The organism is Georgenia sp. AZ-5, assembly GCF_043952095.1.
Classification (GTDB): Bacteria; Actinomycetota; Actinomycetes; order Actinomycetales; family Actinomycetaceae; genus Georgenia.
Map to the genome: position 1 here is coordinate 4,127,401 of NZ_JBINOU010000001.1, position 24,355 is coordinate 4,151,755.

The 24,355-nt window shown below is 69.6% G+C and carries 22 protein-coding genes; 3 read left to right on the forward strand and 19 right to left on the reverse strand.

Annotation, left to right across the window (positions count from 1 at the left end; all coding sequences use genetic code 11):
* Positions 1 to 12: 12 nt before the first annotated feature.
* The 12 genes from ACF0H8_RS19095 to ACF0H8_RS19150 form a co-directional block, all read right to left on the reverse strand.
* Entirely contained in the window at positions 13 to 789 is a 777-nt protein-coding gene (locus tag ACF0H8_RS19095) for a citryl-CoA lyase (RefSeq protein ID WP_395290430.1), read from the reverse strand.
* Positions 786 to 2,915: an acetate--CoA ligase family protein gene (locus tag ACF0H8_RS19100; RefSeq protein WP_395290431.1), complete on the reverse strand. Its 2,130-nt coding sequence runs from the start codon at positions 2,913 to 2,915 to the stop codon at positions 786 to 788. Before ACF0H8_RS19100 ends, ACF0H8_RS19095 begins: the two co-directional genes overlap by 4 nt.
* A gap of 34 nt (positions 2,916 to 2,949) precedes the next feature.
* Positions 2,950 to 4,254: an MFS transporter gene (locus ACF0H8_RS19105; RefSeq protein WP_395290432.1), complete on the reverse strand. Its 1,305-nt coding sequence runs from the start codon at positions 4,252 to 4,254 to the stop codon at positions 2,950 to 2,952.
* The gene (locus ACF0H8_RS19110; RefSeq protein WP_395290433.1) at positions 4,241 to 4,792 is read right to left on the reverse strand and encodes a nuclear transport factor 2 family protein; all 552 of its coding nucleotides are present in this window, start codon (positions 4,790 to 4,792) and stop codon (positions 4,241 to 4,243) included. Before ACF0H8_RS19110 ends, ACF0H8_RS19105 begins: the two co-directional genes overlap by 14 nt.
* The gene (locus tag ACF0H8_RS19115; RefSeq protein WP_395290434.1) at positions 4,789 to 5,598 is read right to left on the reverse strand and encodes an NAD(P)-dependent oxidoreductase; all 810 of its coding nucleotides are present in this window, start codon (positions 5,596 to 5,598) and stop codon (positions 4,789 to 4,791) included. Before ACF0H8_RS19115 ends, ACF0H8_RS19110 begins: the two co-directional genes overlap by 4 nt.
* Position 5,599: 1 nt before the next feature.
* Complete coding sequence (locus ACF0H8_RS19120; RefSeq protein ID WP_395290435.1) at positions 5,600 to 6,433, reverse strand: NAD(P)-dependent oxidoreductase; 834 nt, start codon at positions 6,431 to 6,433, stop codon at positions 5,600 to 5,602.
* A 49-nt stretch (positions 6,434 to 6,482) separates the two neighbouring features.
* Entirely contained in the window at positions 6,483 to 7,262 is a 780-nt protein-coding gene (locus tag ACF0H8_RS19125) for an SDR family NAD(P)-dependent oxidoreductase (RefSeq protein WP_395290436.1), read from the reverse strand.
* A complete protein-coding gene (locus tag ACF0H8_RS19130) occupies positions 7,259 to 8,710 on the reverse strand; it encodes an MmgE/PrpD family protein (RefSeq protein WP_395290437.1) in 1,452 nt (483 codons plus the stop codon). Before ACF0H8_RS19130 ends, ACF0H8_RS19125 begins: the two co-directional genes overlap by 4 nt.
* Positions 8,707 to 9,555: an SDR family NAD(P)-dependent oxidoreductase gene (locus ACF0H8_RS19135; protein WP_395290438.1), complete on the reverse strand. Its 849-nt coding sequence runs from the start codon at positions 9,553 to 9,555 to the stop codon at positions 8,707 to 8,709. Before ACF0H8_RS19135 ends, ACF0H8_RS19130 begins: the two co-directional genes overlap by 4 nt.
* Before the next feature lie 243 nt (positions 9,556 to 9,798).
* The gene (locus ACF0H8_RS19140) at positions 9,799 to 10,842 is read right to left on the reverse strand and encodes a TIGR03617 family F420-dependent LLM class oxidoreductase (protein WP_395290439.1); all 1,044 of its coding nucleotides are present in this window, start codon (positions 10,840 to 10,842) and stop codon (positions 9,799 to 9,801) included.
* A 101-nt stretch (positions 10,843 to 10,943) separates the two neighbouring features.
* Positions 10,944 to 11,741 carry an SDR family NAD(P)-dependent oxidoreductase gene (locus ACF0H8_RS19145; RefSeq protein WP_395290440.1) on the reverse strand — a complete coding sequence of 266 codons (798 nt, stop codon included), beginning with the start codon at positions 11,739 to 11,741 and terminating at the stop codon, positions 10,944 to 10,946.
* The gene (locus ACF0H8_RS19150) at positions 11,738 to 12,559 is read right to left on the reverse strand and encodes an SDR family NAD(P)-dependent oxidoreductase (RefSeq protein WP_395290441.1); all 822 of its coding nucleotides are present in this window, start codon (positions 12,557 to 12,559) and stop codon (positions 11,738 to 11,740) included. Before ACF0H8_RS19150 ends, ACF0H8_RS19145 begins: the two co-directional genes overlap by 4 nt.
* Positions 12,560 to 12,812: 253 nt before the next feature.
* Between ACF0H8_RS19150 and ACF0H8_RS19155 the strand changes: the two genes are divergently transcribed.
* The 3 genes from ACF0H8_RS19155 (at position 12,813) to ACF0H8_RS19165 (ending at position 14,688) form a co-directional block, all read left to right on the forward strand.
* Positions 12,813 to 13,670 (forward strand): SDR family NAD(P)-dependent oxidoreductase, encoded by an 858-nt coding sequence (locus ACF0H8_RS19155; protein WP_395290442.1) that lies wholly within the window; start codon positions 12,813 to 12,815, stop codon positions 13,668 to 13,670.
* Positions 13,671 to 13,733: 63 nt separating this feature from the next.
* Entirely contained in the window at positions 13,734 to 13,907 is a 174-nt protein-coding gene (locus ACF0H8_RS19160) for a hypothetical protein (RefSeq protein WP_395290443.1), read from the forward strand.
* Between the two features lie 295 nt (positions 13,908 to 14,202).
* Positions 14,203 to 14,688 (forward strand): cytochrome P450, encoded by a 486-nt coding sequence (locus ACF0H8_RS19165; RefSeq protein WP_395290444.1) that lies wholly within the window; start codon positions 14,203 to 14,205, stop codon positions 14,686 to 14,688.
* A 77-nt stretch (positions 14,689 to 14,765) separates the two neighbouring features.
* Here ACF0H8_RS19165 and ACF0H8_RS19170 read toward each other — a convergent pair whose 3' ends face one another.
* The 7 genes from ACF0H8_RS19170 to ACF0H8_RS19200 form a co-directional block, all read right to left on the reverse strand.
* Positions 14,766 to 16,196, reverse strand: a complete 1,431-nt coding sequence (locus ACF0H8_RS19170) for an aldehyde dehydrogenase family protein (protein ID WP_395290445.1) — start codon at positions 16,194 to 16,196, stop codon at positions 14,766 to 14,768.
* 114 nt (positions 16,197 to 16,310) lie between these two features.
* Entirely contained in the window at positions 16,311 to 17,528 is a 1,218-nt protein-coding gene (locus ACF0H8_RS19175; protein ID WP_395290446.1) for a cytochrome P450, read from the reverse strand.
* 82 nt (positions 17,529 to 17,610) lie between these two features.
* A complete protein-coding gene (locus ACF0H8_RS19180) occupies positions 17,611 to 17,751 on the reverse strand; it encodes a hypothetical protein (protein WP_395290447.1) in 141 nt (46 codons plus the stop codon).
* Between the two features lie 20 nt (positions 17,752 to 17,771).
* On the reverse strand, positions 17,772 to 18,872 hold the full coding sequence (locus ACF0H8_RS19185; RefSeq protein WP_395290448.1) for an NAD(P)-dependent alcohol dehydrogenase: 1,101 nt from the start codon (positions 18,870 to 18,872) through the stop codon (positions 17,772 to 17,774).
* Positions 18,873 to 19,065: 193 nt separating this feature from the next.
* Complete coding sequence (locus ACF0H8_RS19190; protein WP_395290449.1) at positions 19,066 to 21,960, reverse strand: BTAD domain-containing putative transcriptional regulator; 2,895 nt, start codon at positions 21,958 to 21,960, stop codon at positions 19,066 to 19,068.
* Positions 21,961 to 22,022: 62 nt separating this feature from the next.
* Positions 22,023 to 22,481, reverse strand: a complete 459-nt coding sequence (locus ACF0H8_RS19195; protein WP_395290450.1) for an SRPBCC family protein — start codon at positions 22,479 to 22,481, stop codon at positions 22,023 to 22,025.
* Positions 22,478 to 24,160 carry a GMC family oxidoreductase gene (locus ACF0H8_RS19200; RefSeq protein WP_395290451.1) on the reverse strand — a complete coding sequence of 561 codons (1,683 nt, stop codon included), beginning with the start codon at positions 24,158 to 24,160 and terminating at the stop codon, positions 22,478 to 22,480. The genes ACF0H8_RS19195 and ACF0H8_RS19200 overlap by 4 nt, the downstream gene beginning before the upstream one ends.
* Positions 24,161 to 24,355 lie beyond the last annotated feature (195 nt).

The following is a 24,355-nucleotide window of genomic DNA, read 5'->3' on the forward strand; positions in this document are numbered from 1 at the left end:
TTCAGCGGTTGACTACTTGGTGGGGAGCTCGTTGCGGGGGTCCTGGCGCAGCACCAGGTCCCACAGCTCCTGCCCGGTCGGGTGGGTCTCCTCCTCGATGAGGTGGCCCAGCAGACCGGCGCAGCGGCCCACGAGTGCGAGTCCCCGGGCCATGTGCACGGGCAGGCCCATGCTCAAGATCATGGCTCCGACGGCGCCGGCGGTGTTGGCCGGCAGGCGGCGCGAGTAGACGGTGGACGAGGCGTCGTCCATGGCGAGGAGCAGCTTCCACCACCGGCCGTAGTAGCCGTTCGCCTCGGAGACCGCACGCAGGCTCGGGATCCGCGGGTCGCCGTCGATGTGGATGTTGTGCCCGAGTCCGTAGAGCGGGCGCCGCTGCCGCCGCCGCTCGCTGACGAACTCCAGGGCCACGCGGCGGATGTCCTCGTCCGAGGCGTCCTCGGCGAGGTCGCTCCCGGCCTCCTGCAGCATCTGGGCGGCGTTCTGCATCGCGCCGAGAAAGACGCTGCCGGCGCCGAGCAGCCCGGCGGCGATGGCCGCCTGCGGGGCCTCGGGGGCGCCCATGTAGGTCAGGCGCGCCGCGAGCGCGCTCGGGGTCAGCCCGTGGTCGGTGACGGTGACGAGGATGGCGTTGAGCATCTCCTTCTCGTGCCCCTCGCAACGCCGGTCCAGCGTGACGAGCATGAGCATGTCGATGAAGTCGATGTTGCCGATGAGTTCGCCGGCCAAGTCATGCCCGCGGACCGTGATCCGGTCCGTGGTGGTCTGTCCGATCTCGGTGGTGATCATGCCTGCTCCTCCAGGGGGCCTGAGGTGACGAGCACCGCGTCCAGGGCGACCACGCCCTGGCCCGCGGGCAGCACCCGGACGGGGTTGAGCTCGAGCTCTTCGATAACGTCGGCGTGGGTCTCGACGAATCGGGAGACCGACACGAGCAACTCGACGAGGGCCTCGATGTCGTAGGGTTCGGCGCCGCGCAGCCCCTTCAGGAGCGCGGCGCTGTTCGGCTCCTCGACCAGGGCGCGTGCCTCCTTCTCGCTGAGCGGCAGCACGCGGCGGGACACGTCCTTGAACAGCTCGACGTAGATGCCACCGAGGCCGAAGGTGACGACGGGCCCGTGGACCGGGTCGGCCGTGACGCCGACCAGCATGTCCACGCCGTCGGCGGCCATGGCCTCGACGAGGACCTCCTCGACGTCCCACCCGGCAGCGCGGACGCTGCCGGTGACGCGGTCGTACGCGGCACGGACGGCGCCGGCGTCGGCGAGCTTGACGGCAACGCCGCCGATGTCGCTCTTGTGGGTGATCTCGGAGCTGACGACCTTGAGCACCACGGGGAAGCCGATGCGCTCGGCGAGCGCGGCCGCCTCCTCGGCGGAGCGGGCCACCCCGGAGTCCGGCACGGGCACGCCGTGCCGGGACAGTCGTGCCTTGGCCTCGGGCTCCGTCGCGGTCACCCGGGGGCCCGCCGGCTCGTGGGCGCCGACCGGGCGCCAGCTCGTGTCGCCCTCCCAGCGGCCCCGGTCGATCCAGCGCCGCAGCGTCTTGGCCGCGCGGTTGATGCTGCCGACCGGCACCAGGCCGCCGGCCACCATGGCGTCGTAGCCCGGGCCGAGGCGGTCGCTCATCCAGGCGGCCATGATCGGGGTCTCGGTCTGCTGCTGCACCTCGACGATGGAGTTGCCGATCTGGCCGGTGAGCTCCTCGTAGTCGCAGGGGAACGGGTAGAGGATCACGCCGACCTCGGGGTCGTCGGCCACCGCGACGAGGCTCTCGGCACCGATCTCGGGCCGGCTGAGGATGTCCGAGGTCGCGTCGACGGGGTTGCCGATCGCGGCGTAATCGGGCAAGGACGCCTGCAGGCGCACGTTCGTCGCGTCCGTGAACGTGGCGAGCTCCAGGCCCATGTGCCCCACGGCGTCGGCCGCCAACGCGCAGCCGCCCCCGGAGAAGCCGTAGACCGCGACCTTCTCCGTGCCGCTCGGGAGCTTGCGGGCGAAGAGTGCGGCGGTGTCGATGAGCTCGTCGAGGTCGTCCACCTCGACGACGCCGGCCTGGCGCAGCACGGCGGAGTTGATCTCGGCGGAGCCGGAGAGCGAGCCGGTGTGCGAGGCGACGGCGCGGGCGCCGTACTCCGAACGCCCCACCTTCAGCGCGACGACGGGCTTGCCGCGCTCCGCGGCGTAGAGCGCGGCGTCGACGAAGTCGGCCCCGTCCTTGATGCCTTCCATGACGGTGGCGATCACGGTGATGTCGTCGGCGTCGGCCATGTACCGCACGAAGTCCGCGACCGTGAGGTCGACCTCGTTACCGGTGGACGCCCACAGGCCCACCCCGAGCCCCCGTTCGAGGCCCTGGACGAAGGCGCGGCCGATGCCGCCGCCCTGCGTGGCCAGGCCGATGGGGCCGGGGTTCTGGTCCCGGTGGAAGGACGGGGAGAACATCATGCCGAGCGGCTTGTTGAGGTTGCACAGGCCGGGTGAGTTGGGGCCGTAGATCCGCATGCCCGACTCGCGCCCGATCCGGGCCATCTCGGCCTCGGCCTGCTTGCCCTCCTCCCCCATTTCCCCGAACCCGGAGGTGAAGACGATGGCGTAGCGCACGCCCCGCTCGGCGCACTCGTTGAGCACAGACAGGGTCTGTGCCGCCGGCACGACGAGCATGGCGACGTCGGGGGCCTCCGGCAGGTCCAGGACGCTCTTGTAGCAGGGCAGCCCGTGGATCGTGTCCTTGGTCCGGCTGATCAGGTACGGCGTGCCGTCGAAGCGGGAGTGGTCCAGCAGATTGGCGACCGACCGCGCGCCAAGGCTGCCGGATCGGTCGGAGGCACCGATGATCGCGATGCTGCGCGGATCCACCAGGCGTGACAGATCGGTCTGGGCCGCAAGCGACACGTCGCTTGAAGTCGTGGTCATCGTTAACCCCCGCTCTACGTGATTTCGTTGCACACTACGATACTTCGCGGAGGCCTGCAAGGCGGCCTACCGCCGCCGCGGGCGGCGTGCGCCCCCCGCCCGGGGGGGGCCGCCGCGGCGCGCCGAGCGCCTTCGGCCGGGACAGCCAGGCCACGAGGAACGTGCCGGCCGCCGTGACGAGCAGCGCCACGGCGACGGAGCTGATGTCAGTCAGAAAGCCGCTGAGCATGGAGCCCAGCGGGCGTGCTCCGAGGAACCCGAGGAACCACAGGGCCATGACTCGGCCCCGCATGGCCGCGGGCGCCCGCATCTGCACGAGGGTGGTGACGTTGGTGAGCCCGAGCGTCATCCCGACGCCGCCGACGGCCATCCCGGTGAGCGAGAGGACCGCCGAGAACGGGAGGGCGGCCACCGCTAGCCCCGCCCCCATCAAGAACAGCCCCGTCGTCGCCGATCGGGAAAGGCCGTACCGGGTGCGCATGGGCCGCAGCAGGAGAAGTCCGACGGCGGCGCCCCCGCCGAAGGCGGACGCGATCCAGCCGGTAAGTGCGGCCGAGCCGCCGACGAACTCCGTGATCGCCGGCGCGAGCGTCACCGCGGGCTCCGCTGCGGCGCCGACGGCGGTGATCGCCAGGAGCAAGAGAAACAGTGGCCGGTCCCGCCACACGTGCTTCGCCGCGCTCCTGAGGGAGAGATCATCGCCGGCGGACCGCGCGACAGCGGGTAGCCGGATGAAGGACAGGGCCAGCCCGCACGCGACGAACGCCGCCCCCGCGACCGCGAAGCCGGCGGCCGCCCCCAGCTGGGTGGCGATGATGGCGCCCAGTGCCGGCCCGATCGAGCGCGACACGGTCATCGGCACGCTGTTGAGCGCCATCGCCGGCGGCAGTTCCTCGCGGCGGACAAGGGAGGGGACGACGGCCTGGCTGGGCGGCCCGAAGATCACGAACCCGATCCCGACCACGAGGGCCGAGATGAGGATCGGGGCGGGTCCGGACAGGTTCGCAGTGCCGCCGACGGCCCAGATCCAGCCCGCTAGCCCCAGCGCTCCCAGTCCGGAGACCACGTGGCCGGCGACGAGCTGCGCCTTGGCGTTACCGCGGTCAGTGATGACGCCCGAGAACGGCGTCAGCACGATCTGCGGGAGGAATTGCGCCACGCTGATCAGGCCGACCAGAAACGCCGACCCGGTGACCTCGTACATGACGATCGCCGCGACGATGTTGTGCGACCAGGTCCCGAAGTTCGAGGCCGTCTTGCCCCAGAACAGCACCCCGAAATCGCGGTCGACCAGGAGCTGCCACGACGACCGGATGTCGGGTCGCTCAGCGCTGCTCACGGGGCAACCGCTCCGGGTGGTAGACGAGGTCGTCGGGATAGCGCTGCCCCTGCTCGAAGTGGTGAGCCGTGACGACTTCCTCGGTGACCGGCCCCTCTCTGGTCACATCCATGACGACCTTGCGGGCGAGGATCCGCCAGACGCCGGCGCGCTTGGCGAAGCGGTCGACGTAGCGGCCGAAGCCCTCCTGCAGCCGGTCGGCGCCCTCCGTCGTCGTATAGATCCGGTGGTAGCTGAAGTAGGTCTCCACGAGTGCCGTGTCGCCGTCGAGCTCGATCAGCGTCTGGCACTGGGCGTGGTGGTTCGCCTTGTTCTCCGGCGCCGACCGGGCCGGTCGGCGGGCGAAGTCGTGCCCCGTGCCCTCCCAGGGCCCGTGGGAGTCGACGGCCTCGGGGTGGTAGCACGATGCGATGAGCTCGGGGTCCACCCGGTCGATGCCCCGGGCGTAGCGGGCGAGGACCTCGGTGATCGCCTGCTTGTCGAGGAGCTCCTCGACGGCGGCAGGGAGGCGCACGGCGCCCCGGTCCGTCGTGGTCACGATTCCGCCATGTGCTCATACGCCGCGAGGGCGATGATCGCGGCCCGGTCGAGGGCAGTAACCGGTGGCGCGGCGCTGGCCACGACGCTCCGGGCCAGGTCGAGATCCTTGCGCACGATCTCGAGCGGCACCGGTCCGGGGAACGCTCCGTTGTCGAGGACCTCCAGGCCGAAGCTGCGCGACGTGCCGTGCAGCAACAGCTCACGCAGGGCGGCGCGGTCGAGCCCGAGGTTGCGCCCGAGCTCGAGGACCAGGTGGGCGTTGCCGACGTTGATAAGCGCCAGTAGGTTGTTGAGGATCTTCACCGCCTGCCCGGAGCCGATCGGCCCGAGGTGACGCACGGTCGTGCCGTAGGTCGTGAACACCGGCATCGCGCGGGCGACAGGGACGTCCTCACCGCCGACCATGACCAGGAGGCGACGCTCTTGGGCACCGCGACGCAGGCCTGAGACGGGGGCGTCGACGATGTCGACGCCGAATGGCGCCGCTTCCGCGGCGATTCGCCGGCAGGCGTCCGGGGAGATGGTCGAGTGGATCGCGACCACCGCGCCCTCCGGCAGGGCCTCGAGGACCACGCCGTCGAACAGCACCGAACGCACGTCCGCCTCGGCCACCACGCACAGCCCCAGGTGTTCCACCTCGGCGGCAAGCTCGGCGGCCGAGGCGTGCCCGACCGCGCCACGCTCGACGAACGGCCCCACGACCTCGGGGCGGCGCGCCCACACGTGCAACTCGTGGCCGGCCTCGGCGATGGCCTCCGCCATCGGCTCGCCCTGGTCCCCCAGGCCGATGAACCCTACGCGCATCTCAGGACCGCGCCGCAGTGCTCGACAGCGACCCGTCCAGGTGCTCTCGCACCTCTAGCGCGATTGCCACGACCTGATCGAGCAGATCGACCGGCGAGCCGGCGCCGTCAATGAACTGGCGGGCCACCGCGAGGTCCTTCCGGCCGGTCACGGCGGACAGCTTCCCGGGAATGACCTGGTCGTCGAGGGCGCTGAGGGCGAAGCTGCGCGAGGTGCCGTGCAGGAGCAGCTCGCGCAGCGCGGCACGGTCGAGACCCAGATGGCGGCCGAGCTCGAGCACCAGGTGCGAGTTGGTGAGATTGGCATTCATCAACAGATTGTTGAGGACCTTCACCACCTGGCCAGAGCCGATGGGGCCGAGGTGGCGGACCGGGTTGCCGTACGTCTCGAGCACCGGCATCGCGCGGGACACGGGCGCTTCCTCGCCGCCGACCATGACGAGAAGACCCCGCTCTTGCGCGACCCGCCGTCCCCCCGAGACGGGCGCGTCGATGACATCAACACCGTACGGCGGAGCCTCTGCGGCGATACGCTGGCAGGCCTCAGGCGAGATGGTGGAGTGGATCGCCACCACCGCGCCGTCGGGCAGAGCTTCGAGGACCCCGCCATCGAACAGGACCGAACGCACGTCCGCCTCGGACCCGACGCACAGCCCGAGGTGCTCGACTTCGGCGGCGAGCTCGGCCGCCGAGGCGTGCCCGACCGCGCCGCGCTCGACGAACGGCGCCATGACCTCCGGGCGCCGCGCCCACACGTGCAGCTCATGCCCGGCCTCGGCGATCGCCTCAGCCATCGGTTCGCCCTGGTCGCCCAGGCCGATGAACCCTACGCGCATGTCTCTCCGCTTTCTGTTCCTGCCGCCGGTCGGCGAATGTCGTTGTTCCTCATACCGAGGTCTGGCCACCGTCGACGAGCAGGCACTGCCCGGTCACGTAGCTCGCCTCGTCCGAGGCGAGGAAGAGGATCGCGTTGGCGATCTCCCTCGGCTCCGCCCACCGGCCGAGAGGGACCTTGGCGCCGAGCCGCTGCAGTGACTCTTCCACCGAAGGCCCGCCCGGCTTCGCAGCGATGGTGGCGAGCTGCTCCGAGATGGTCTCGGTGAACGTCGTGCCCGGTGCTACGGCGTTGACCCGGATGCCCCGGTTTTGGCGGGCGAAGTGCACGGCCGCGGTCCGGGTGAGCGCGACCACTGAGCCCTTCGCCGCGCTGTAGGGGAAGGACTCGGGCACCGCCACGAACGCGGCGACGCTGGCGATGTTGACGATGGCGCCGCCCTCGGTCATCGCCTCCGCGCCGAGCTTGGTGCCCAGGTAGGTGCCCTCGGAGTTGACCCGTTGGTTGCGCCGCCACAGCTCCAGGTCGGTCTCGTCGATGGTCGCCGGCACGCGGGAGGCGGCGTTGTTGACGAGCACGTCGAGCCGGCCGTGCTCGCGGGCGACGGTGTCCAAGAGAGCCCGCCAGCTGTCTTCGTCTCCGGCGTCGAGATGTGCGTGCGTAGCCGTGCCATGCCCCTGAGCTTCAGTGGCCACGTTCGCAGCGTTTTCCCGGTCGACGTCAGCCACGACGACCGTGGCCCCCTCCTCGGCGAAACGCAGGGCGGTGGCGCGGCCGATGCCGCGCCCGGCGCCCGTGACGATGGCGACTTTGCCCTTGAGGCGACTCACAAGGTGGCTCCGACCTGTTCGCGCACGGGGGTGGCGACAAGAGCGGACATCAGCGGCTCGATGGAGGGCTCCTGGTCCAGACGGCCCAGGATTTCCAATGCCGCGGTGATGTTCTCCTCGGGCAGGAACGGTGCGCAGTAGTTGCGGAACTTGCGCTCGTGGTCCGCCGCGGTGAAGGCATAGGCCGGGTCGTACGGGTCTCCCTTGGAGTACACCGTGCGCTTCTCCAGCGTCCTCCCCCCCACCGTGATCCGGATGCTGGCCGGCATGCGGGAGTTGTATCCGTCCCGGGTGAGGTCCTCCGCCATCACGGGGGCGGCATCGGGTTCGATCGACACGCTCACGCGGCGGGCGAAGGCCTTCATCTGCTCGTTGGCGCGGGCCTCGGGGGTGTGCCAGCCGGGCCCGGCGGGCCCGGCGTACGCGGCACAGGAGAGCAGGTAGGGCAGGCTGAAGCAGCCGTCGACCATGGATTCGACCTCGGGGTCGGCCATTCCCTTGGCGAGCGCCGGGCCGAGAATCCTCGCCTCGATGGACTCGACCTCGCCGGCGGAGAAACCGTGCTCGGCCTGGAGCTCGTAGAACATGTCCACCGGCGAGCACAGGAACCGACAGGCCGGGTAGGCCTTGTAGATGATTTCCTCGACGAGCCAGCGCTCGCCGAGCCGGTCACTGAGCGCGTCCCAGTTGGACTCCAAGGACCCCGCCGCCGCCCAGAAGCCGCGGTCGCCGTCGAGCGCGTCCACCTCGCCGGTGAAGCCTTCCTTGGCGAGCAACGCGGCCATGACGCCGACCTCACCGAGGGTGCCGTACATCGCGACCTTCGTCATCGGCCGAGGCAGGTTGAGTCCCCACTTGGACGAGGCGGGCACCGAGGTGCTCGCTGCCGTGATGCCGATCGCGTTGACCATCTGTTCCTTGGTCAGGCCGAGCAGCCGGCCGGCGCCCACGGTGGCTGCGAAGGCGGTGGCCGAGTAGCCGGTGATCTTGGCGAACTGGAAGCCGCCGTCCGGGGTGGCCGTCAGGCCCTTGAGGGACATGCTCAGACGGGCGGCGACGTCGAAACCCACAATGACCGCACCGAGCAGCTCCAGCCCCGAGCTGCCCTCCTGCTCCGCCACGGCCAGGGCCGGCGCCACCGTGGCGGCACTGACGTGCGCCTTGTAGTGGATCGTCTCCTCGGCGTCGATCGAGTTCGCCATGTGCGAGTTGACATAGGTCGCCATCGTGGCGGACAGCCGCTCGCCGCTGACCAGGACCGTCGAGGTCGGCGTGCCACCGAGCTGGGTGACGACCTTGCGGACGATCTCGCTCGAGGGCACCGCGTGGCCCCCGATCGACGCCGCGAGGGTGTCTTGGATCAGATTGCGCCCGGCGGCGAGCGCGCTGGCCGGGATCTTTTCTCTAGGGATCAGGGCGAACTCGGCGATCATGTCCGTATAGCTCATGCATCCGTCCTTGCGGCTCGGGGGACGGCACCGGCCGTACCCGGGGTGAGGGCACTGCGTCCGCCGTCGACGACGAGGTCTGTGCCATTGACGTGCAGTGAATCGTCGGAGGCGAGGAAGAGGGCCACGGCGGCGACCTCCTCCATCGTCCCTGAGCGTCCCGCGGGGGTGGAGGTGGCCAGCTTCTTGACCTGCTCCGCCCAAGCCGGGTCGGACCGGAGCACACCGGACATCACCGAGGTCACCCCGGTGCTGCTGCGGGCGGCGCCGCCCGAGCACAGCGAGTTCGTGCGTACCCCGTGGCCGGCGTAGGAGTGGGCCATCAGTCGGGTCAGACCGTTGAGGGCGGCCTTGGACACCGAGTAGGAGGCAGCGAACGGGTTGGCAAGGACGCCGTCGATAGAGCTGTGGTTGACGATCGACGCGGACCCGCCGACCGCCAGCAGCGGCAACAGCGCCCGGGCGAGGAGCAGCGGAGCGGTGACGTTCACGCGCATGACGTCGTCCCACGCCTCGAGGTCGAAGTCCACGACGTCGTCGCGCACCACGATCGCCGCGTTGTTGAAGAGGACGTCGACACGGCCGAACTCCTCGGCACACCGCGCGGCGAGCGCCTCGATGTTGTCACGCTCGCGCAGGTCGGCGTGTACAAAGATCGCCTGGCCGCCTTGCTCGACGATCGCGGCAACGGTCTCGGCGCCAGTCTCCGCGTCGAGGTCGGTGGCGACGACGATCGCGCCCTCGGCCCCGAAGAGCCGGGCCGCGACGCGTCCGACACCCGATCCCGCCCCGGTGATCACGCAGACCTTGTCCTCGAGACGCCGTCGTCCTTCGGTTGCTGGCACGTAGCAGCTCCGTTCTGCTTCTCGATCGCTACCCTGCGACCGGAATGTCCCATTCAGCTTTACTGCTTGGCACCTTACGAGATGTCGGGGTCATTAACAATGCTTCGTTGGCGCCCTTGAAACGCGCGCTCGCCGCGAGTGCGGATCGTTCCGCCATCTGCGGTCGTTGTACGACCCGCGGATGGCGAGAAGACCCGCACTCGGCGGTCCAGCGCCACCACGACCCGCACTCGCGGATGAGGCCTATCGCTTGGTGGTGGTGGAATCCGAGGCGAACCGCCAGCTCATGCGTGTGACCTCGTCGCCGTAGCGGCGGCGCACCTCGGCCTCGACCTCGTGGAGCCGGGCGACCACCGCAAAAGTGCGCAGCACCTCGTCGTCGATCAGGCCGGCGAGTTCGTCCCAACGCCCATGTTTGGTCATCGCGTTGAGCTCGGGCTGCAGGTCACCCCAGCCGTGATGGTCGAGCACCGCCCTGTACGCGGGCGTCGAGGCGTGGAACGCGATCTCGTACTTGACCGTGGCGATCCGCTCGGCGAGCTCTTCCTCGGTGCTGCCCGTGACGATGTGCGGATGGATCCCGACCTCGAAGTCGTCGATCGACCGGCCGGAGGACTCCAGCCCGCGGTGCAACGCGGGCAGGAGGACGTCACGGAAATAGGCCGGGGTCAGGAAGCTGTGGCACAGCAAACCGTCGGCCACCTCGCCCGCCGCCTGGGTCATGCGCTCCCCTACTGCGGCGAGGAAGACCTTCGGCGGGCCGAACGTGGACGGCCCGGGGTTGAAGGCGGGGGTCATCAAGGTGTGGCTGTAGAAGTCGCCCTCGAAGTTCAGCCGTTCGCCGCTGTCCCAGCAGTGCCAGACGGCCCGCATCGCCGAGACGAACTCACGCATCCGTGCCACCGGCCGGGACCACTCCTCGCCGAAGCGCCGGGTGATGTGCGCCTTGGTCTGCGTGCCCAGGCCGAGAATGAACCTGCCCTGGGAGTACTCCTGCAGGTCCCGTGCCGTGGTCGCGAGCACGAGGGGATTGCGCACGAGCGCGACGGCGATACTGGTACCCAGTTCCACCCGGCTCGTGGCTCCTGCCGCGAGCAGGAGCGGGAGGAACGGATCATGGATCGATTCCGAGGACCAGACGCCGGAGTAGCAGTCCTGTTCGGCCTCCGCGGCGATCTCGCCCGCGTCCTTCAACGACCGCCCGAGCCCGTAATCGAGCTTGAAGACGTTCCCGAGGCCGGTCCTCGATCCTGTCGCCGACCCCTCCACTGGCAGCTGCACGTCCATCTGACTCCTTCAGTTCTGCGCGGCGCGGCGGATCGCCGCGCCGGCGCGCCCGGTGCCACTGCCGGGCCCGGGCACACGCACGGCCGTGGCCTTCGACGAGGTCATGACCGGCTCGCGGTGACGGCGGGTTGAGTGCTCGGCAACGCCGAGACCATGTGAATCCCGCCATCGACGGGCACCTGGGCACCCGTGACATAGCCGGCGAGATCCGACAGGAGGAAGAGCACCGTGCCTGCGACGTCGCTGGGCACGCCGGCCCGGCGCAACGGCACCGCCTCCTCCACGCGCCGCAGCGCCTCTGGATCCGGCGCAACCGTGCCCGACTGGACGATCCGGCCGGGAACGACCGTGTTCACACGCACGCCGGCCGGCCCGAACTCATGCGCGGCCGCGCTGGCGAGCTGGTGGAGCGCTGCCTTGGCCGCGCCGTACATGCCGATCCGCAGCGTGCTCCGCCAACCCGCGAGGGAACCGACGAAGACGACGCTGCCGCCGCCGCGGCGCGCCAACGCGGGCATGCCCAGCTGGGTGACGAGCAGCGCGTGGCGGAGCACGAGGTCGAACTGCCGCTGCGCAGACTCGTCGTCGTGATCAGCCAGCGCGCGCGGCAAGGTGACGCCGACGACGTCGACGATCCCGAAGAACTCGTCCCCGAAGAGCTCCTCGGCGCGTTGGACGACGCCGGCCATCGCGGCGCGGTCAGTGATGTCGGCGGCGAGCGCCTCTCCCCCACACCGTGCCGCGGCGCGGGCGGCCTGCTCTGCGTCGAGATCGACGCAGAGCACGCGGCCGCCGGCCTGGGCCACCGCTTCGCACACCTGGCCGCCGATGCCGGCCCCGCTACCGAGGACGACGACCCCGCGCCCACGCAGGGAGAGCAGGTCTGGGTACTGACTCACAGCAGGATCGGCTCGCAATAGGGGCGGATATCCATCTCCAGCGTCCACGCGAGGCGCGGCTGGTTCATGACTGCCCAGAAGGTCTCCGCGATCTGGTCCGGGTCGATCATCCCGTCGGTCGGGCGGGCGTCCTTGGCGTGCGGGAACGCCGAGTTGAGCCGGTCACCGTCGATCGGGCCGTGAGGGATGATGTTGGCGACGTGGATGTTCTGCGGCCCCAGCTCCTTCGCGAGCGCCTGGGCCAGCGCCCGCTGCCCGAACTTGGCCGAGGAGTACGCGGCCAGCTTGGGTCGCGAGAGCTTCCCGGAGATCGAACCGGTGAACATGATGGCCCCACCGCGCCCGAGCATCCGCTTGGCGGCCTCACGAGCCATGAGGAAGGACCCGAAGCAGTTGGTCCGCCACACGCTCTCCCAGAAGTCGGCGTCCATCTCGAGGATGCTGGATCGCCACTGGGAGCCGCCGGCGTTGTAGATGGCGACGGTCGGGGGGCCGAGCTCGTCGAGCTTGGCCAATGCCGGCGCCATGCCCTCCTCGGACCCGGCGTCCGCCACAACGGCCGTCGCCGTGCCGCCGCGCGCGACAATGTCGTCGACGACCGCCGTCACCTTCGCTTCGGTACGGCCGGTGGCAAGCACGTGCATCCCGCCCTCGGCGAGGCGGCGCGCCAAGGAGGCGCCGGTGCCCTGCATCGCGCCGACACCGACCACCCAGGCAATGCTTCCCTTCGGCGGCGGACCGCCCTGCACGGGCCATCCCTGGAACTGCTGAGCCTCTTCGGACAACTGGGCCACGCGACATCTCCTTCGCTGGAGCAAGATTCGATTGGGCTGGGAGTCTGACCACGCACGCCTCGCCGCGGCGAGCCATCTCGCTGGCCGAAACTCCGCCCTGACGGTACAGACGCTCTGCCTCACGGTCGGGCGCCCTTGCCAGGTATTATGAACAGTCGTACCGTACTACGAAATACCGCGGCAAGTGCGGCCCCCCGACACCACTGCTCGGGCCGCGCTCGTGATCGCGGACCTCGGCTCCCAGGGGGGTGGGCCGACGCAACCGAAGGGCATCTGCATGGCGATCAGCGAGACCGGCCGTTCTGTCGAAGAGCTTTTCCGCGCGAACACGTTCGAGGCGAGCGGTCGCGCCCCCGTCACCGAACTGCTGGACCTCACGGGTCGCGCTGTCGTGGTCGTCGGTGGCGCCGGGCCCGGTCTGGGCCAGGCCATCACCCACCGTCTCGCCTCCCTCGGGGCCGATGTGATGGTCGCGGACCTCGACGCGGACGCCGCCGCGGAGGTGGCGGACGCCGTCGCGTCCCGCCACGGCACCCAAGTGGTGGCCCACCAGGCCGACGCCACCCGCCCGGAGGCGGTCGCGCAGCTCGTCGACACCACGCTGTCCCGCTTCGGCAAGATCGACGTCCTGGTCAACAGCATGGGCGGCGGAGGCTCTGGACGGTTCCTCGAGCAAAGTCTCGAGGACTACTCGCGCATCATCGACATCAATCTCAATTCGATGGTCTACACCACCCGGGCGGTGGCAGATGTGATGATCCCGCGCAAGCAGGGCGCCATCGTCAACGTCTCCTCGATCGGAAGCGTCATTCCTCGGACCCGAGCCGCGCTGTACTCCGCGTGCAAGGCCGCGGTGAGCGCCCTGACCAGGGGGCTGGCGTGGGAGCTGTCCGAGCACGGGGTCCGCATCAATGCGGTCTGCCCGGGACTCATGGCCAGCAGCCGCCTCGTCTCCGTCCTCGAGGGCGAGGAACAGGGCCTCTATGCCCGCTCGCTCGGGCTGGCCTTGGAGAGTACGGCGCTGGGACGCCCCGCCAACCCGGCGGAGGTGGCTGACGTCGTGACCTTCCTCGCCAGCGACGCGAGCAGTTTCGTCCAGGGTGCGGTGTGGGACTCCTCGGGCGGCATGTCATGATCGGCTGGATCCGCGCTCGTGCAGCAGAGCCCGCGCGCGCTCGAACGTTCAGGAGGAACTGACGTGGCACGGTTCATCAACCCCCTCACCGAGCAGGTGCCCGACGGCATCAGCAGCTGCGAGCACTGCCGGACGGTCACCTGGGCGGGGATGCCCGCGTGCGGGTGCGAGCTCGGGCAGCGCGTCGTCGACGAGACGACGCTACGTGAACTCCTCCTCCAGCGCGCGGCTGGCTGACGCCACACCCCAAGGGGGGCCGGCGAGCCACAGATGACACCTGAAGGCCGGGTAGGGACGCCCTACCCGGCCTTTTGTTCCAACGGTACCCATCGGGAGATCGAGGTCATTGTAATGTCGACCACACGCCGCTAGGGTGCGCCGTCATCAGCATTTCGTAGCGGTTGTCGATCCCCGCCCCAACGACCGTACGTTGAGGCGCTGCCACCGAGTCCGACCCGCTGCAACACAAGGCTACTGTGGCGTCCTCGTGCCCACGTTGGGCCCGGACGCGAGCACGAAGTGGGAACCGCTGATGCGCCGGATCGTCAATGAGTGCATCGACCGATTTGCTGCGAGGGGCAGCGCCGACCTGCGCGCCGAGCTCGGGGGCGTGCTCCCCCGGGTCACGTTCACCGCGGTGCTCGGCCCACCCGACGACGACGCCTGGCAGATCAAGGACCTGAGCGACAATATCGCCGAGCGCGCCACCGAGCTGCAGGCCGGGGACGTGGTGGCGCTGATGTTCGGCGTCGGCAACCACGACGCCAACCGGTTCGAGAACCCCGAGGTCTTCGACATCGACCGGCCGCGCAACCTACACCTGACCTTCGGACACGGCATCCACCGTTGCGTGGGTGAGCACCTCGCCCGGGCGGGAGATGCGCATCGCCCTCGAGGAGGTGCTGCGCCGCATCCCCGATTACGAGGTCAGCGGCGACATCACCATGCTGCCGCACAACGCGATGAACCGGGCCCCCAGGGCTCTGCACGTCAGCTTCACCCCAGCACCCGCCGATAGCTGAGGCGTGCGAGACCGGCGGCGGGGGCCTGGTGACCCCGCCGCCGGTCTCGAATGACGCTGACGTGCCGGTAGCGCTACCCGAGGTTGGTGTAGTCCACCCGGAGGTCGCTCGCGGCGTTCAGCCCCCACGGGCCCAGCTCGGCGCCGAGGCCGGAGGACTTCACACCGGCAAAGGGCTGCGCGGGGTACTGGCCCTCACCGTGGCAGTTGACCCACACCATTCCCGAGTACACGCGGGAGGCGACAGACTCCGCACGCTCGACATCGGCACCCCACACCGAGCCGCCCAAGCCGAACTCGGTCCCGTTGGCCTGCTCCACCGCCTCATCGAGCTCGGTGTAGGCAATGAGCGGCATAACGGGGCCGAACTGCTCCTCGTCGACCACGCGCATTCCCGGACGGCAGCCCTTGAGGATCGTCGGCTCCATGAAGTAGCCCTCGCCGGGCAGCCGCTGCCCACCGGTGACGACGGTCGCGCCCTTGGCGACCGCGTCCTCGATGAGCTCGGTGACCTTGTCGTACTGCGCCTTGTTCTGCAGCGGCCCCATCGTCACGCCCGGCTCGGTGCCCGGCCCGACCTTCATCGTCGCCGCCACCGCGGCCAGGCCCTCGGCGATCTCGTCGACGCGCTCGGCCGGGACATAGATCCGCTTCGCGCAGATGCACAGCTGCCCGGTGTTGGCGAACGCGGCCATGAACAAGGGCTCGTTCATCGCCGCGGCGTCGTAGTCATCCAGCAGGATCGCGGCGTCGTTGCCTCCCAGCTCCAGCGTGACCCGCTTGAGGTCCTTGGCGCCGGCCGCGTACACCTTCGCCCCCGTTCCCACGGAGCCCGTCATGGTGATCTTCCGGATCTCCGGCCGGGCGGTGAGCTTGGGGCCGAGCTCGTCGGTGCCGCTCAGGACCTGCAGCACGCCGGGCGGGAAGACCTCCCGCAGGAGCTCGCCCATGCGCAACGTCGACAGCGGCGTGTACGGGGACGGCTTAAGGATAACGGGGTTCCCGGCAGCGATGGCCGGGGCGAGCTTGGCCACGGCAAGATTGATCGGGATGTTCCACGCCGTGATCGCCAGGGTCGGACCGATAGGTTGCGTGCGAACCACGCCCCTGGCGGCCGTCCCGTCTCCGAGCGGGGTCGATGCAGGCTCGAGGTCGGCGAAGTAGTGCAAGAACGCCGCCGAGAACAGCACCTCACCGCGAGCGGCCTCAAGCGGCTTGCCCTGCTCCGTCATGAGCACCTCGGCCAGCTCATCGACGTTGTCGGACAACACCTGCCCGGCCCGGTGCAGGGCCTCCGCGACCTTCGCCTTGTCACGAAGCCACCCACTGCGCGAGGCCGCGACGGCCGCCGCCATGGCACGGTCGATCTGCTCATCGGTGCACTGGGGTGCCCGGCCGGCAATCCTCTCTGTCGCGGGGTTGATCACGTCGAAGTAGTCGGCGCTCTCCGCCGGTTGGCCGTCGATCACCTGGCTATAGGTCATCGTGCTGATCGTCTCGGTCATGGTGTGTCACCTCTCTGTAACTGAAAATGTGGACCGCCCAGCCGACGGGAGGCGGGCCTCCGCGGGAGAGACCCGCCCACGTCCCGTCGTCGGTGGCGTGAAACGAAGATGGGGTCAGTTACCCGACCGGGGTGCGGGCGTGAACGCGACGCGGACCGTGCGCGGACCGCGACTTGAAAAGCTGTCCCGGGAGATCTCGAGCGGATCCAACGTCCGGAAGTCGGGAAGTCGGCGGAGCACCTCCTCGATGCAGACCTTCATCTCCAACCGTGCCAGGTGCTCGCCGACGCACCGGTGGACTCCGTGGCCGAAGGCGAGGTGGCCACGGGCGTCGCGGTCGACGTCGAACTTGTCGGGATCGGGGAACTTCGTGGCGTCGTGGTTGGCAGCGCCCCACATCAGCGCGACCCGCTCGCCGGCCTCCATGGTGCGCCCACGGAACTCGAACGTGCTGACGGCGGTCCGCCCCATGTAATGCACGGGCGAGTCCGTCCGCAGTACCTCTTCGATGGCGGCGGGGATCAGCGAGGGGTCTGCGGCGAGCCGGTCCCTGAGTTCGGGCCGCGACCCGATCGTGTACATCGCCGAGGAGATGCCGTTGATGGTCGTCTCGGCTCCGGCGGCGATCAGTAGGAATGCCATCCCGGCGGCCTTACCCGGATTCAGCCGCTCTCCTGCGATCTCCGAATTGACCAGATCGGAGAGCAGACCCGGCACGGGCTGTTCGGTGGCCTCGGCCACCTTCTGGTGGATGTAGCCCAGGATCTTTCCTACTGCCTCTTGCATCGCCTGGCTGTTGTCGGAGGACGCGGCACTCACAAAAGCGTCGACCCAGCCCTGGAACTCTTTCGCGTCGTCCTCGGGCAGCCCCAGCAGGTCGGCCAGTGTCAGGATGGGAATGGGCTTGCCCAGCTCTGCCCGCAGGTCCGCCTCGCCTCGCTCACAGAAGGCGTCGATGCATGCGGTCACGCGCGCGCGCAGCATGGGTTCGAATGCGGCGACCTGTGCGGGTCGCAATCCGTCCTGAAGGAGCCTGCGGTACTCACGGTTGTCCGGCGGATCCAGTTCCAACGGGATGGCCGGGTACTCCGGATCGGTCGTCCGGGGAATCGACGCACCTCCCGTCGTGGTGAATCGCCCAGGGTCGGCCGCTGCTTCGCGAACCGCCTCATACGAAAGAACGGCCCAGAATCCGTTGTGCTCGGCGGCATAGGCGACGCCGCCGTCTTGCATGAGCGCGCGGTAGTCGTCCCACGGATTCGCTCCAAACTGCAACTCGTAATTGCGGAAGTCGGGACGACGAGTCCCCTGCTTGACGCCGTCGATGCTCATTGGTCTCCTCGTGCTTGGCGGTACTGAGGTCGTGGCCTAGGGGTTCCGGCGTAAGCGGCCGGATCTGAAGGACACTCGGAAATCAGTCACACACAAAAGCGGGCGTCCGGTTGACGTAGCCGCCGCCCGCAGCGACAGTTCCCTCGTCGGTGACGGGATTGAGCACGCCCAAGGTCTCTGGTGGAGTCACGACTTCGGCGTTGATAGTCGTGATGCGGTCCATGATGACACTGCGCTCACGTGTCAGGCAGGGAATCGAATCACCGGCTTGATGGTGCGGCCGGATTCCATATCCGCGATGGCTTCGTTGATGTTGTCGAAGTCGTAGAACGTGATGAGCCGGTCGAAGGGAAAGTGTCCCGCCTCGTGGAGGGCCAGCAACGCCGGGATCGTCGTCTGGGGCACGCTGTCGCCTTCAATGACCGAGACGACGCTCTTGCCGGCGGGAATGGCGGCGACGTCGAGCCCTTCCCCGTCCGGGGTGTACAGCCCGTGCAGGGCCAGCACGCCGCCCGGGGCGAGCGCCTCCAGAGCCGTCTTGACGATGGTGGCGCGCCCGGTGGTGTCGACGGCATAGTCCACGCCACCGTTGAGGGCCGTCAGTTCCGCCAAGACGTCGTCGGTTGTCGGGTCGAGGACGGCCGTGACGCCGAGCTCCTTCGCCAGTTGCAGCCGTTCGGCGTTGACGTCCACCGCGACGACGGTGGTGCATCCCACCGCGAGCGCGGCCAGCGCCGCGCTCATGCCGACGCCGCCGACCCCGAACACGACGAGCGACGAGCCGGGTGCCGGGCGAAGGACGTTGATGACTGTGCCGGCCCCGGTCTGCACGCCGCAGCCGAGTGGGCCGACGAGCTCGAGATCGTCCTGCGGCCTGATCTTGACGACGTTGCTGGCGTGGGCGAGGGCATGCGTGGCGAAGGAGGACTGCGAGAAGAAGCTGCCGCCGATGGGCGTGCCATCCTCATGGCGCAATGTCGAGGTCCCGTCACGGCGGGTGCCGCTCATGTTCAGGTCGATAAAGCTTGCGCAGTGGGCGGGATGGCCACCCCGGCACGCCTTGCAGTCACCACAGGAAGCGAAACTCAGCGCAACCCGGTCACCGACGCTTATCCCCGTGGCGGCCGCCCCGACCTTCTCGACCACACCCGCGCCTTCGTGACCGAGGATCGCGGGAAGCGCGGGTGGCACGACCGTGTCGCGCACGGTGAGGTCCGTGTGACAGAGGCCGGTCGCGACCATCCTGACCAAGACCTCGTCCGGCTGGGGCTCGTCCAGGTGAAGATCCAGCAGTTCCAGTGGCTGACCGGTCGCGCGTGCGACGGCGGCTCGAATCGCAGGCAAATCCGCTCCTGTTGCTCGTCGAGGGCTGCACCGAGTGTGCGTTACGACACAGTCGGCCCTCGCGCGTTACATGAGCCGTTACAGGTGTCGACCTGACGCGTCAGTGGCGTTGCTGAGGTGGAATGCCCCTCACCTCCGTACCCTTTTCGGTGCGTCGAGCTGGACGATCCGGCAGCCGGATGTGGAGACGCCTCTAGCCCTGCAGCAGGATTCTGCGCACTTCACCGGGAACGAGGCCCAGTTCTCCGAGCGCCTTGCTTGCCCGTCGGTGGACGAAGGTCATCGACGCCTCACTGCCGACGACCCGCTCGATCGTGAAGAGCAGGCGATAGGCGGCGTCGGAGTACGGGTTCGGGGCGAGAACGTCTTCGCAGAGCTGACGTGCCGTGTCGACCCGATTGCCCTCGAGGTAGATCGATGCCAGCTCGAGGAGGGCTTCTTCTCGGATGAGCTCAAGACGTTGCCGCAGTTCCGTCACCCACGCGAGGTCGCTGTCGACCATGAAGCGGCCGCAGTACAGGGCAAGGGCCGACTCCAAGCGGGCGGCCCGCCCCTCACCCCACAGTTTGTTGGAATTGTCCACGAGGCGCTCGAAGTCCTGGTCGAGTGAGCCGGCTTCGACGCCAGGGGCGAAGGTGATGCTCTCCCCTGTCTTGACCAGGGCGAGCCCGGTCGAGCGCGAGAAGTGGTGTACGACCTGGCGGTAGTAGTTTCCGGCGCGCCGCGCGTCGGTATCGGGGAAAATGCTGTTCACGATCTCTGCCCGGGTGAGGCCCCGAGGGTTGTGCACGAGCAGTAGCACCAGCTCCAGGACTTTGAACCGGCCTGCCGCAACCCGGCTGCCATCGACCCACAGGCTCGGATCCCCGAAGGGTCGCAGGATGAGGCTGCGCTGCGCCTCTTCGACGTCTCGTGAGGGCTCGGTCCGGGTGCGTCCGGTCGAGGGCGTCGCCACGAGCCTGCTCCATCGGCTTCCCTGGCCGTCCGTGCGGACCTGCCTCCGCAGGACTTGCGGCAGCTGACGCAAGGCATGGGTGAGCACCTCGAGGCTCCCAACCGCCAGGGCCTCGTCGTAGGCGTTGTCGGCCGCCTCGGCGGCTCCGGGCGCATCGCCGGCGCGAAACCTCGCTTCGGACAGCGCCAGGGCGGCCATCGGCAACATCAGGCGGCGCCCCGAGCGCACCATGGAGGCAGTGCACTCCTCGAGGTGGGTGAGCGCCTCGTCGTCCCGGCCGGCGGCGAGCAGCGCCGCGCCGAGGAAACAGCGAGCCCATTCGCTGTACGCCCGCTGCCCGGCGGCCGTCAGCGTGTCGACAAGGGGCTCCAGCCAGTCGATGGCGCGCTGGGGGCCCGCGTCCAGGAGCAAGAAGTACCCCCACGAGCAGCGGTAGGCAGACACGGCGGGATTCGCCTCCCCGACGGGCGACGTTGCCAGGGAGCGTAGGAGTGAGCCGGCGCCGGCCCAGTCGCCGTTTGCGACCTTCAGGGCGGTATGCACGTAGCGGTTATGCGGCCGGTCGCGCAGTCCGCGCGGTACCCGTTCCCACAGGTCCATGCCGCGCTCGGCTCGGCCGAGGAACGCCTGGCCCAGGAGGATCGACGGGTTGAGCAGAGGCTCGTGCCCGGCCGGCACCATGGCGTCGAGGTGGTCGAGGCGCCCCTGGAGGAGCAGGCTCCACGCGACGAGCTTGCCGAGGCCCGCCGCCTGGTAGTTCTCCGGTAGGGGGGCGGGGGCGTCCCCGTGGGCGACGTCGACGTAGTACCTCACCACGGCGCCGCGCGGGTCCTCCGGGTGGTACTTCTCCATCAGCCGGATGGTCTCGTCGGGACCGAAGCCGGCGGCGCAGGTCACCGCCGCCAGCAGATGTGGCGCCGCCGAGACGATGCCCTTCAGCCGGCCGGTTACGTCGGCAGAGCGGATGGTGGCCCGCACGGCGCGCATGTCACCGCACCCATGGTCGGCGCGGATCTGTGCGGCAGTCCAGCGTGGGCTCCGTTGGATCCGCTCCGCCCCGAGCGCGGTCGACCACCGGCGCACCACCTCCCAATCGCCACGCCGAACCACCGCGTCGAGCGCTCGCGCCGACCACTCGAAGGCGTGCTCCCAATGGCCCGCGGAGAGGAGGATCTCGGTGCCCTCCTCGAAGCGCCCACTCCTCTCCAAGGAGGCGAGATGCACCGCGTGCACCCGGCGGCGTACCTCCGGGTCGCCTTGGGCCAGCCGCGTCCGTAGCTGCTCGCGCAGGGTGGGATGAATCGAAAGCCCGCCGCTGTCGACGGCGAGGTAGGGAATCCGGGCGCTGCGGAGTTCCTGCCACTGCGGCTCGAGCCCGAGCGCGCGTGCGTCGTCGCGCGTGGCATGTTCGGGCACGGAGAGCGTCGTCAGTGCCTCAAACAGGCGCCGCGGCATCACCTGGCGGAGGCACTCGAGGACCTCCCCCTCCGTGGTGGCCAAGGGGGCACCAGCCACCGCCGACGGGTCCGCGCCGAGGGCGATCAGGGCCTGTGCGACCCAGTTACGCACGTCCTCTTCTATGCCGTCGGTGTGGACCCGGGTTCGCTGCCGACGTGGCAGCCCGGTGTGGTGCCACGGCAGCGGGATGTCGCTACACACCACGACCCGCACCCCGGGTGGCAATCCGGCCAGGAAGGCATCGAGGGCGGCCAGCGCCTCGGGCTCGTCGGCGATCACCTGGCACGCGTCGAGCACGAGCAGCTGGTCGTCGGCCGGGACACGCTCGGCAATGGAGGCCGCTGCATCGGCGGGTGTCGCTCCGGCGCCGAACAGCCGATGGAGGAAGGCGGGCACGTCCGGATCGATGCCCGCCACCAACTCGGCGAGGGACTGCACGAAGCGATGCGCGGAGCGGTCCAGCGCGCCAACGGTACGCCAATACCAGCTACGGTCGTCGCGATGGGCGTAGAGCCCCACGCCGGTGCTCTTTCCGGTACCCGCCGCGCCGACGAGTTCCACGACCTGATGCCTGCGGTACGCCTCGTCCAGACGCGCGTAGAGCTCGGGGACCTCATGCAGAGGTACCGGGAACGGGAGGGAGCCGGAAGCTATCCGATCACGAATGCCGTCCATACCTCTCCTCAGGTGTCATCCGCTGCCGCTCCAGAGGCGCGAGCGGCAGCTGCACCCCAACATCACACCGGACTGGAGACGCTGGCGAGGTGCTTCCGCAGGTCGACGATGAAGCCACGGAAGATTGCGCTCATCGTCTGCTCGACGAACTCCACGTCCTCGGCGGCACAGCCGTAGTCCCCGTACCACTCCAAGAAGGTCTGCGCTGTCTCGGTGACCGGAGCGACCCGTACGGTGCCGCGGTAGGAGGTCATCCGATACGGCATGGGGCCGTCGGAGACCTCGTAGGAGTAGCGCCGCCGTTGTGCGTCGTAGGACAGCAGCCGCTCTCCCATCGTCCGCCGCTCGGGGCCGATCACGACGCGCCGGATCGAGCCGACGGCCCCGCGGCCGCTGTCCCCTTCGACGATGCTGTCCTGAATGCGTTCCACCCACCTCGGTAGCCCGTGGAAGTCCCCGACGACGTCCCAGACGGCGTCCACCGGGTGGTCAAGAATCGCACTGACATAGACGCGGCTCATCGCACGCCCTCCTCTACGGTCGGCTCGACCGGGGCGCCGCCCGGCTCGGCGGCAAGAACCATGGCCGCGGCCTTCTCCCCGATCAGGATCGCCGGGGCGTTCGTGTTGCCGCTGGTGATGGTCGGCATCACCGACGCGTCGGCGACCCGCAGCCCGGTGACGCCGCGCACCCGAAGCTGCGGGTCCACCACCGCCCCGTCGTCGTCCGCCTGGCCCATGCGTGCCGTCCCGACCGGGTGGGCGGCGTTGTTGCAGTACGCGGCGAGGAAGTCGCGCCATTCCTCGTCGGTCTGCGCCTTCGCGCTCGGGTCCTCCTCGCGCAACACCACCGACCGCATGGTGGGGGCCTCGAAGATCTCCCGCACGCGCCGCCCGGCGGCGGTGGCGTCACGGACGTCCTCGTCGTGCGCGAAGTACGGCAGTTCGATGCGCGGGAGGTCCTCGACGCGGGAGGAGACCAAGCTGACGCGCCCGCGGGCGCGCGGGTGCAGGAGAGAGACCAGCGCGGAGACGGCGGCGTGTTTCGCCATCCCAACCTTCCGCTTGTCGCTGCCACCGCCGGGGCGCGAGATGGAGACCATCGCCAACGGGGTGTACATGACCTGGAAGTCCGGCCGGGTGCTGCCCTCGCGCACGCTGCCGAAGACGACGGCGTTGCACAGCGGCGCCGTCGCCGGCCCGCGACGCTGGGCCACGAACTGCGCGCCGCCCTTGATGACCCCCCAGGGGTTGAGCTCTTGGTTGAGGGTGCGCTCGGTGACGTCGAACTTCATGGAGAACGTCGGGTGCTCCTGAAGGTTGTGCCCGACGCCCGGCACGTCGGCGACCGCGTCGATACCGACCGCCTGCAGCTCGGCCGGGTCGCCGATGCCCGAGCGCAGCAGCAAGGCGGGGGTGCCGATCGCCCCGGCGCTGACGATGACCTCGCGGCGGGAGTAGGCGCGGGCGCGGCGGCCCTCCACCTCGTACTCGACGCCGATGGCCTGCTGGTCACGGAAGAGGACGCGATGCACGGTCGCGTGGGTCTGGACCCTGAGCGTGCGCGGCCGGCGGGTTCCCAGGTACGCCCGGGCCGTGTTGTGGCGGAGCCCGCTCTTCTGGGACAGCTGCGCCCACGAGGCGCCGAACTGGTCGGCACCGTTGTAGTCCTCGTTGTAGGGCAAGCCCACCTCGGCGGCCGCCGCGAGGAAGCGGCGCACCATGGGGTGGGCGAGGCGGACACGCGCGATCGAGAGCGGCCCATTCCCGCCGCGATACTGGCTCGCGCCGTCCTCGAACCTCTCGATCTTCCGCATGTAAGGCAGCAGGCTGTCGTAGTCCCAGCCGTCCGCACCGAGGTCCGCCCACTCGTCGAAGTCGCCGCGGTGGCCCCGGACCCACAGCATGGCGTTGACCGAGCTACTGCCGCCGAGCACCTTGCCGGATGCCCAGGAGTCCTGGCGCCCGTTGCGGGTGGCGTCCGGCTGGACCTCGTAGGGCCAGTAGTTCTTCGCCGGCATGCGCATGAGTCCGACGGGCAGCTGGACGAACGGCGAGAGGTCGCTGCCCCCGGCCTCCAGCACCAGGACCGAGCGGCCGCTTCGGCCGAGCCGGTTGGCCACGACGGCCCCAGCCGAGCCGGCGCCGATCACGATGTAGTCGTAGGTCGCGCGCTGTGCTCCAGCACCGCTGGCTTGCATCTGTTCTCCTCGTGTCATCGTCAGTAGGTATCTGGCGTGGACTCGGCCCACGGTCCAGATGTCGTTGCCAGCCGGCCGCCGGGCGAGCGCGGCACCGCTGCCGTCATCGCCGCGGCCTTCGTCGTCGACCGCACATGGACCGGCCGTCAGGCGCCGGCCCCGAGATACCGGTCCGGCCGGCCCCGGTTGGTGCGT

What these genes read in the sequence shown, in the direction of transcription:
- ACF0H8_RS19095 (WP_395290430.1), bottom strand. Translation starts at nt 789, where the DNA reads ATGATCACCACCGAGATCGGACAGACCACCACGGACCGGATCACGGTC.
- ACF0H8_RS19100 (WP_395290431.1), bottom strand. Translation starts at nt 2,915, where the DNA reads ATGACCACGACTTCAAGCGACGTGTCGCTTGCGGCCCAGACCGATCTG.
- ACF0H8_RS19115 (WP_395290434.1), bottom strand. Translation starts at nt 5,598, where the DNA reads ATGCGCGTAGGGTTCATCGGCCTGGGGGACCAGGGCGAGCCGATGGCG.
- ACF0H8_RS19120 (WP_395290435.1), bottom strand. Translation starts at nt 6,433, where the DNA reads ATGCGCGTAGGGTTCATCGGCCTGGGCGACCAGGGCGAACCGATGGCT.
- ACF0H8_RS19130 (WP_395290437.1), bottom strand. Translation starts at nt 8,710, where the DNA reads ATGAGCTATACGGACATGATCGCCGAGTTCGCCCTGATCCCTAGAGAA.
- ACF0H8_RS19140 (WP_395290439.1), bottom strand. Translation starts at nt 10,842, where the DNA reads ATGGACGTGCAGCTGCCAGTGGAGGGGTCGGCGACAGGATCGAGGACC.
- ACF0H8_RS19155 (WP_395290442.1), top strand. Translation starts at nt 12,813, where the DNA reads ATGGCGATCAGCGAGACCGGCCGTTCTGTCGAAGAGCTTTTCCGCGCG.
- ACF0H8_RS19165 (WP_395290444.1), top strand. Translation starts at nt 14,203, where the DNA reads ATGCGCCGGATCGTCAATGAGTGCATCGACCGATTTGCTGCGAGGGGC.
- ACF0H8_RS19170 (WP_395290445.1), bottom strand. Translation starts at nt 16,196, where the DNA reads ATGACCGAGACGATCAGCACGATGACCTATAGCCAGGTGATCGACGGC.
- ACF0H8_RS19175 (WP_395290446.1), bottom strand. Translation starts at nt 17,528, where the DNA reads ATGAGCATCGACGGCGTCAAGCAGGGGACTCGTCGTCCCGACTTCCGC.
- ACF0H8_RS19180 (WP_395290447.1), bottom strand. Translation starts at nt 17,751, where the DNA reads ATGGACCGCATCACGACTATCAACGCCGAAGTCGTGACTCCACCAGAG.
- ACF0H8_RS19190 (WP_395290449.1), bottom strand. Translation starts at nt 21,960, where the DNA reads ATGGACGGCATTCGTGATCGGATAGCTTCCGGCTCCCTCCCGTTCCCG.
- ACF0H8_RS19195 (WP_395290450.1), bottom strand. Translation starts at nt 22,481, where the DNA reads ATGAGCCGCGTCTATGTCAGTGCGATTCTTGACCACCCGGTGGACGCC.
- ACF0H8_RS19200 (WP_395290451.1), bottom strand. Translation starts at nt 24,160, where the DNA reads ATGCAAGCCAGCGGTGCTGGAGCACAGCGCGCGACCTACGACTACATC.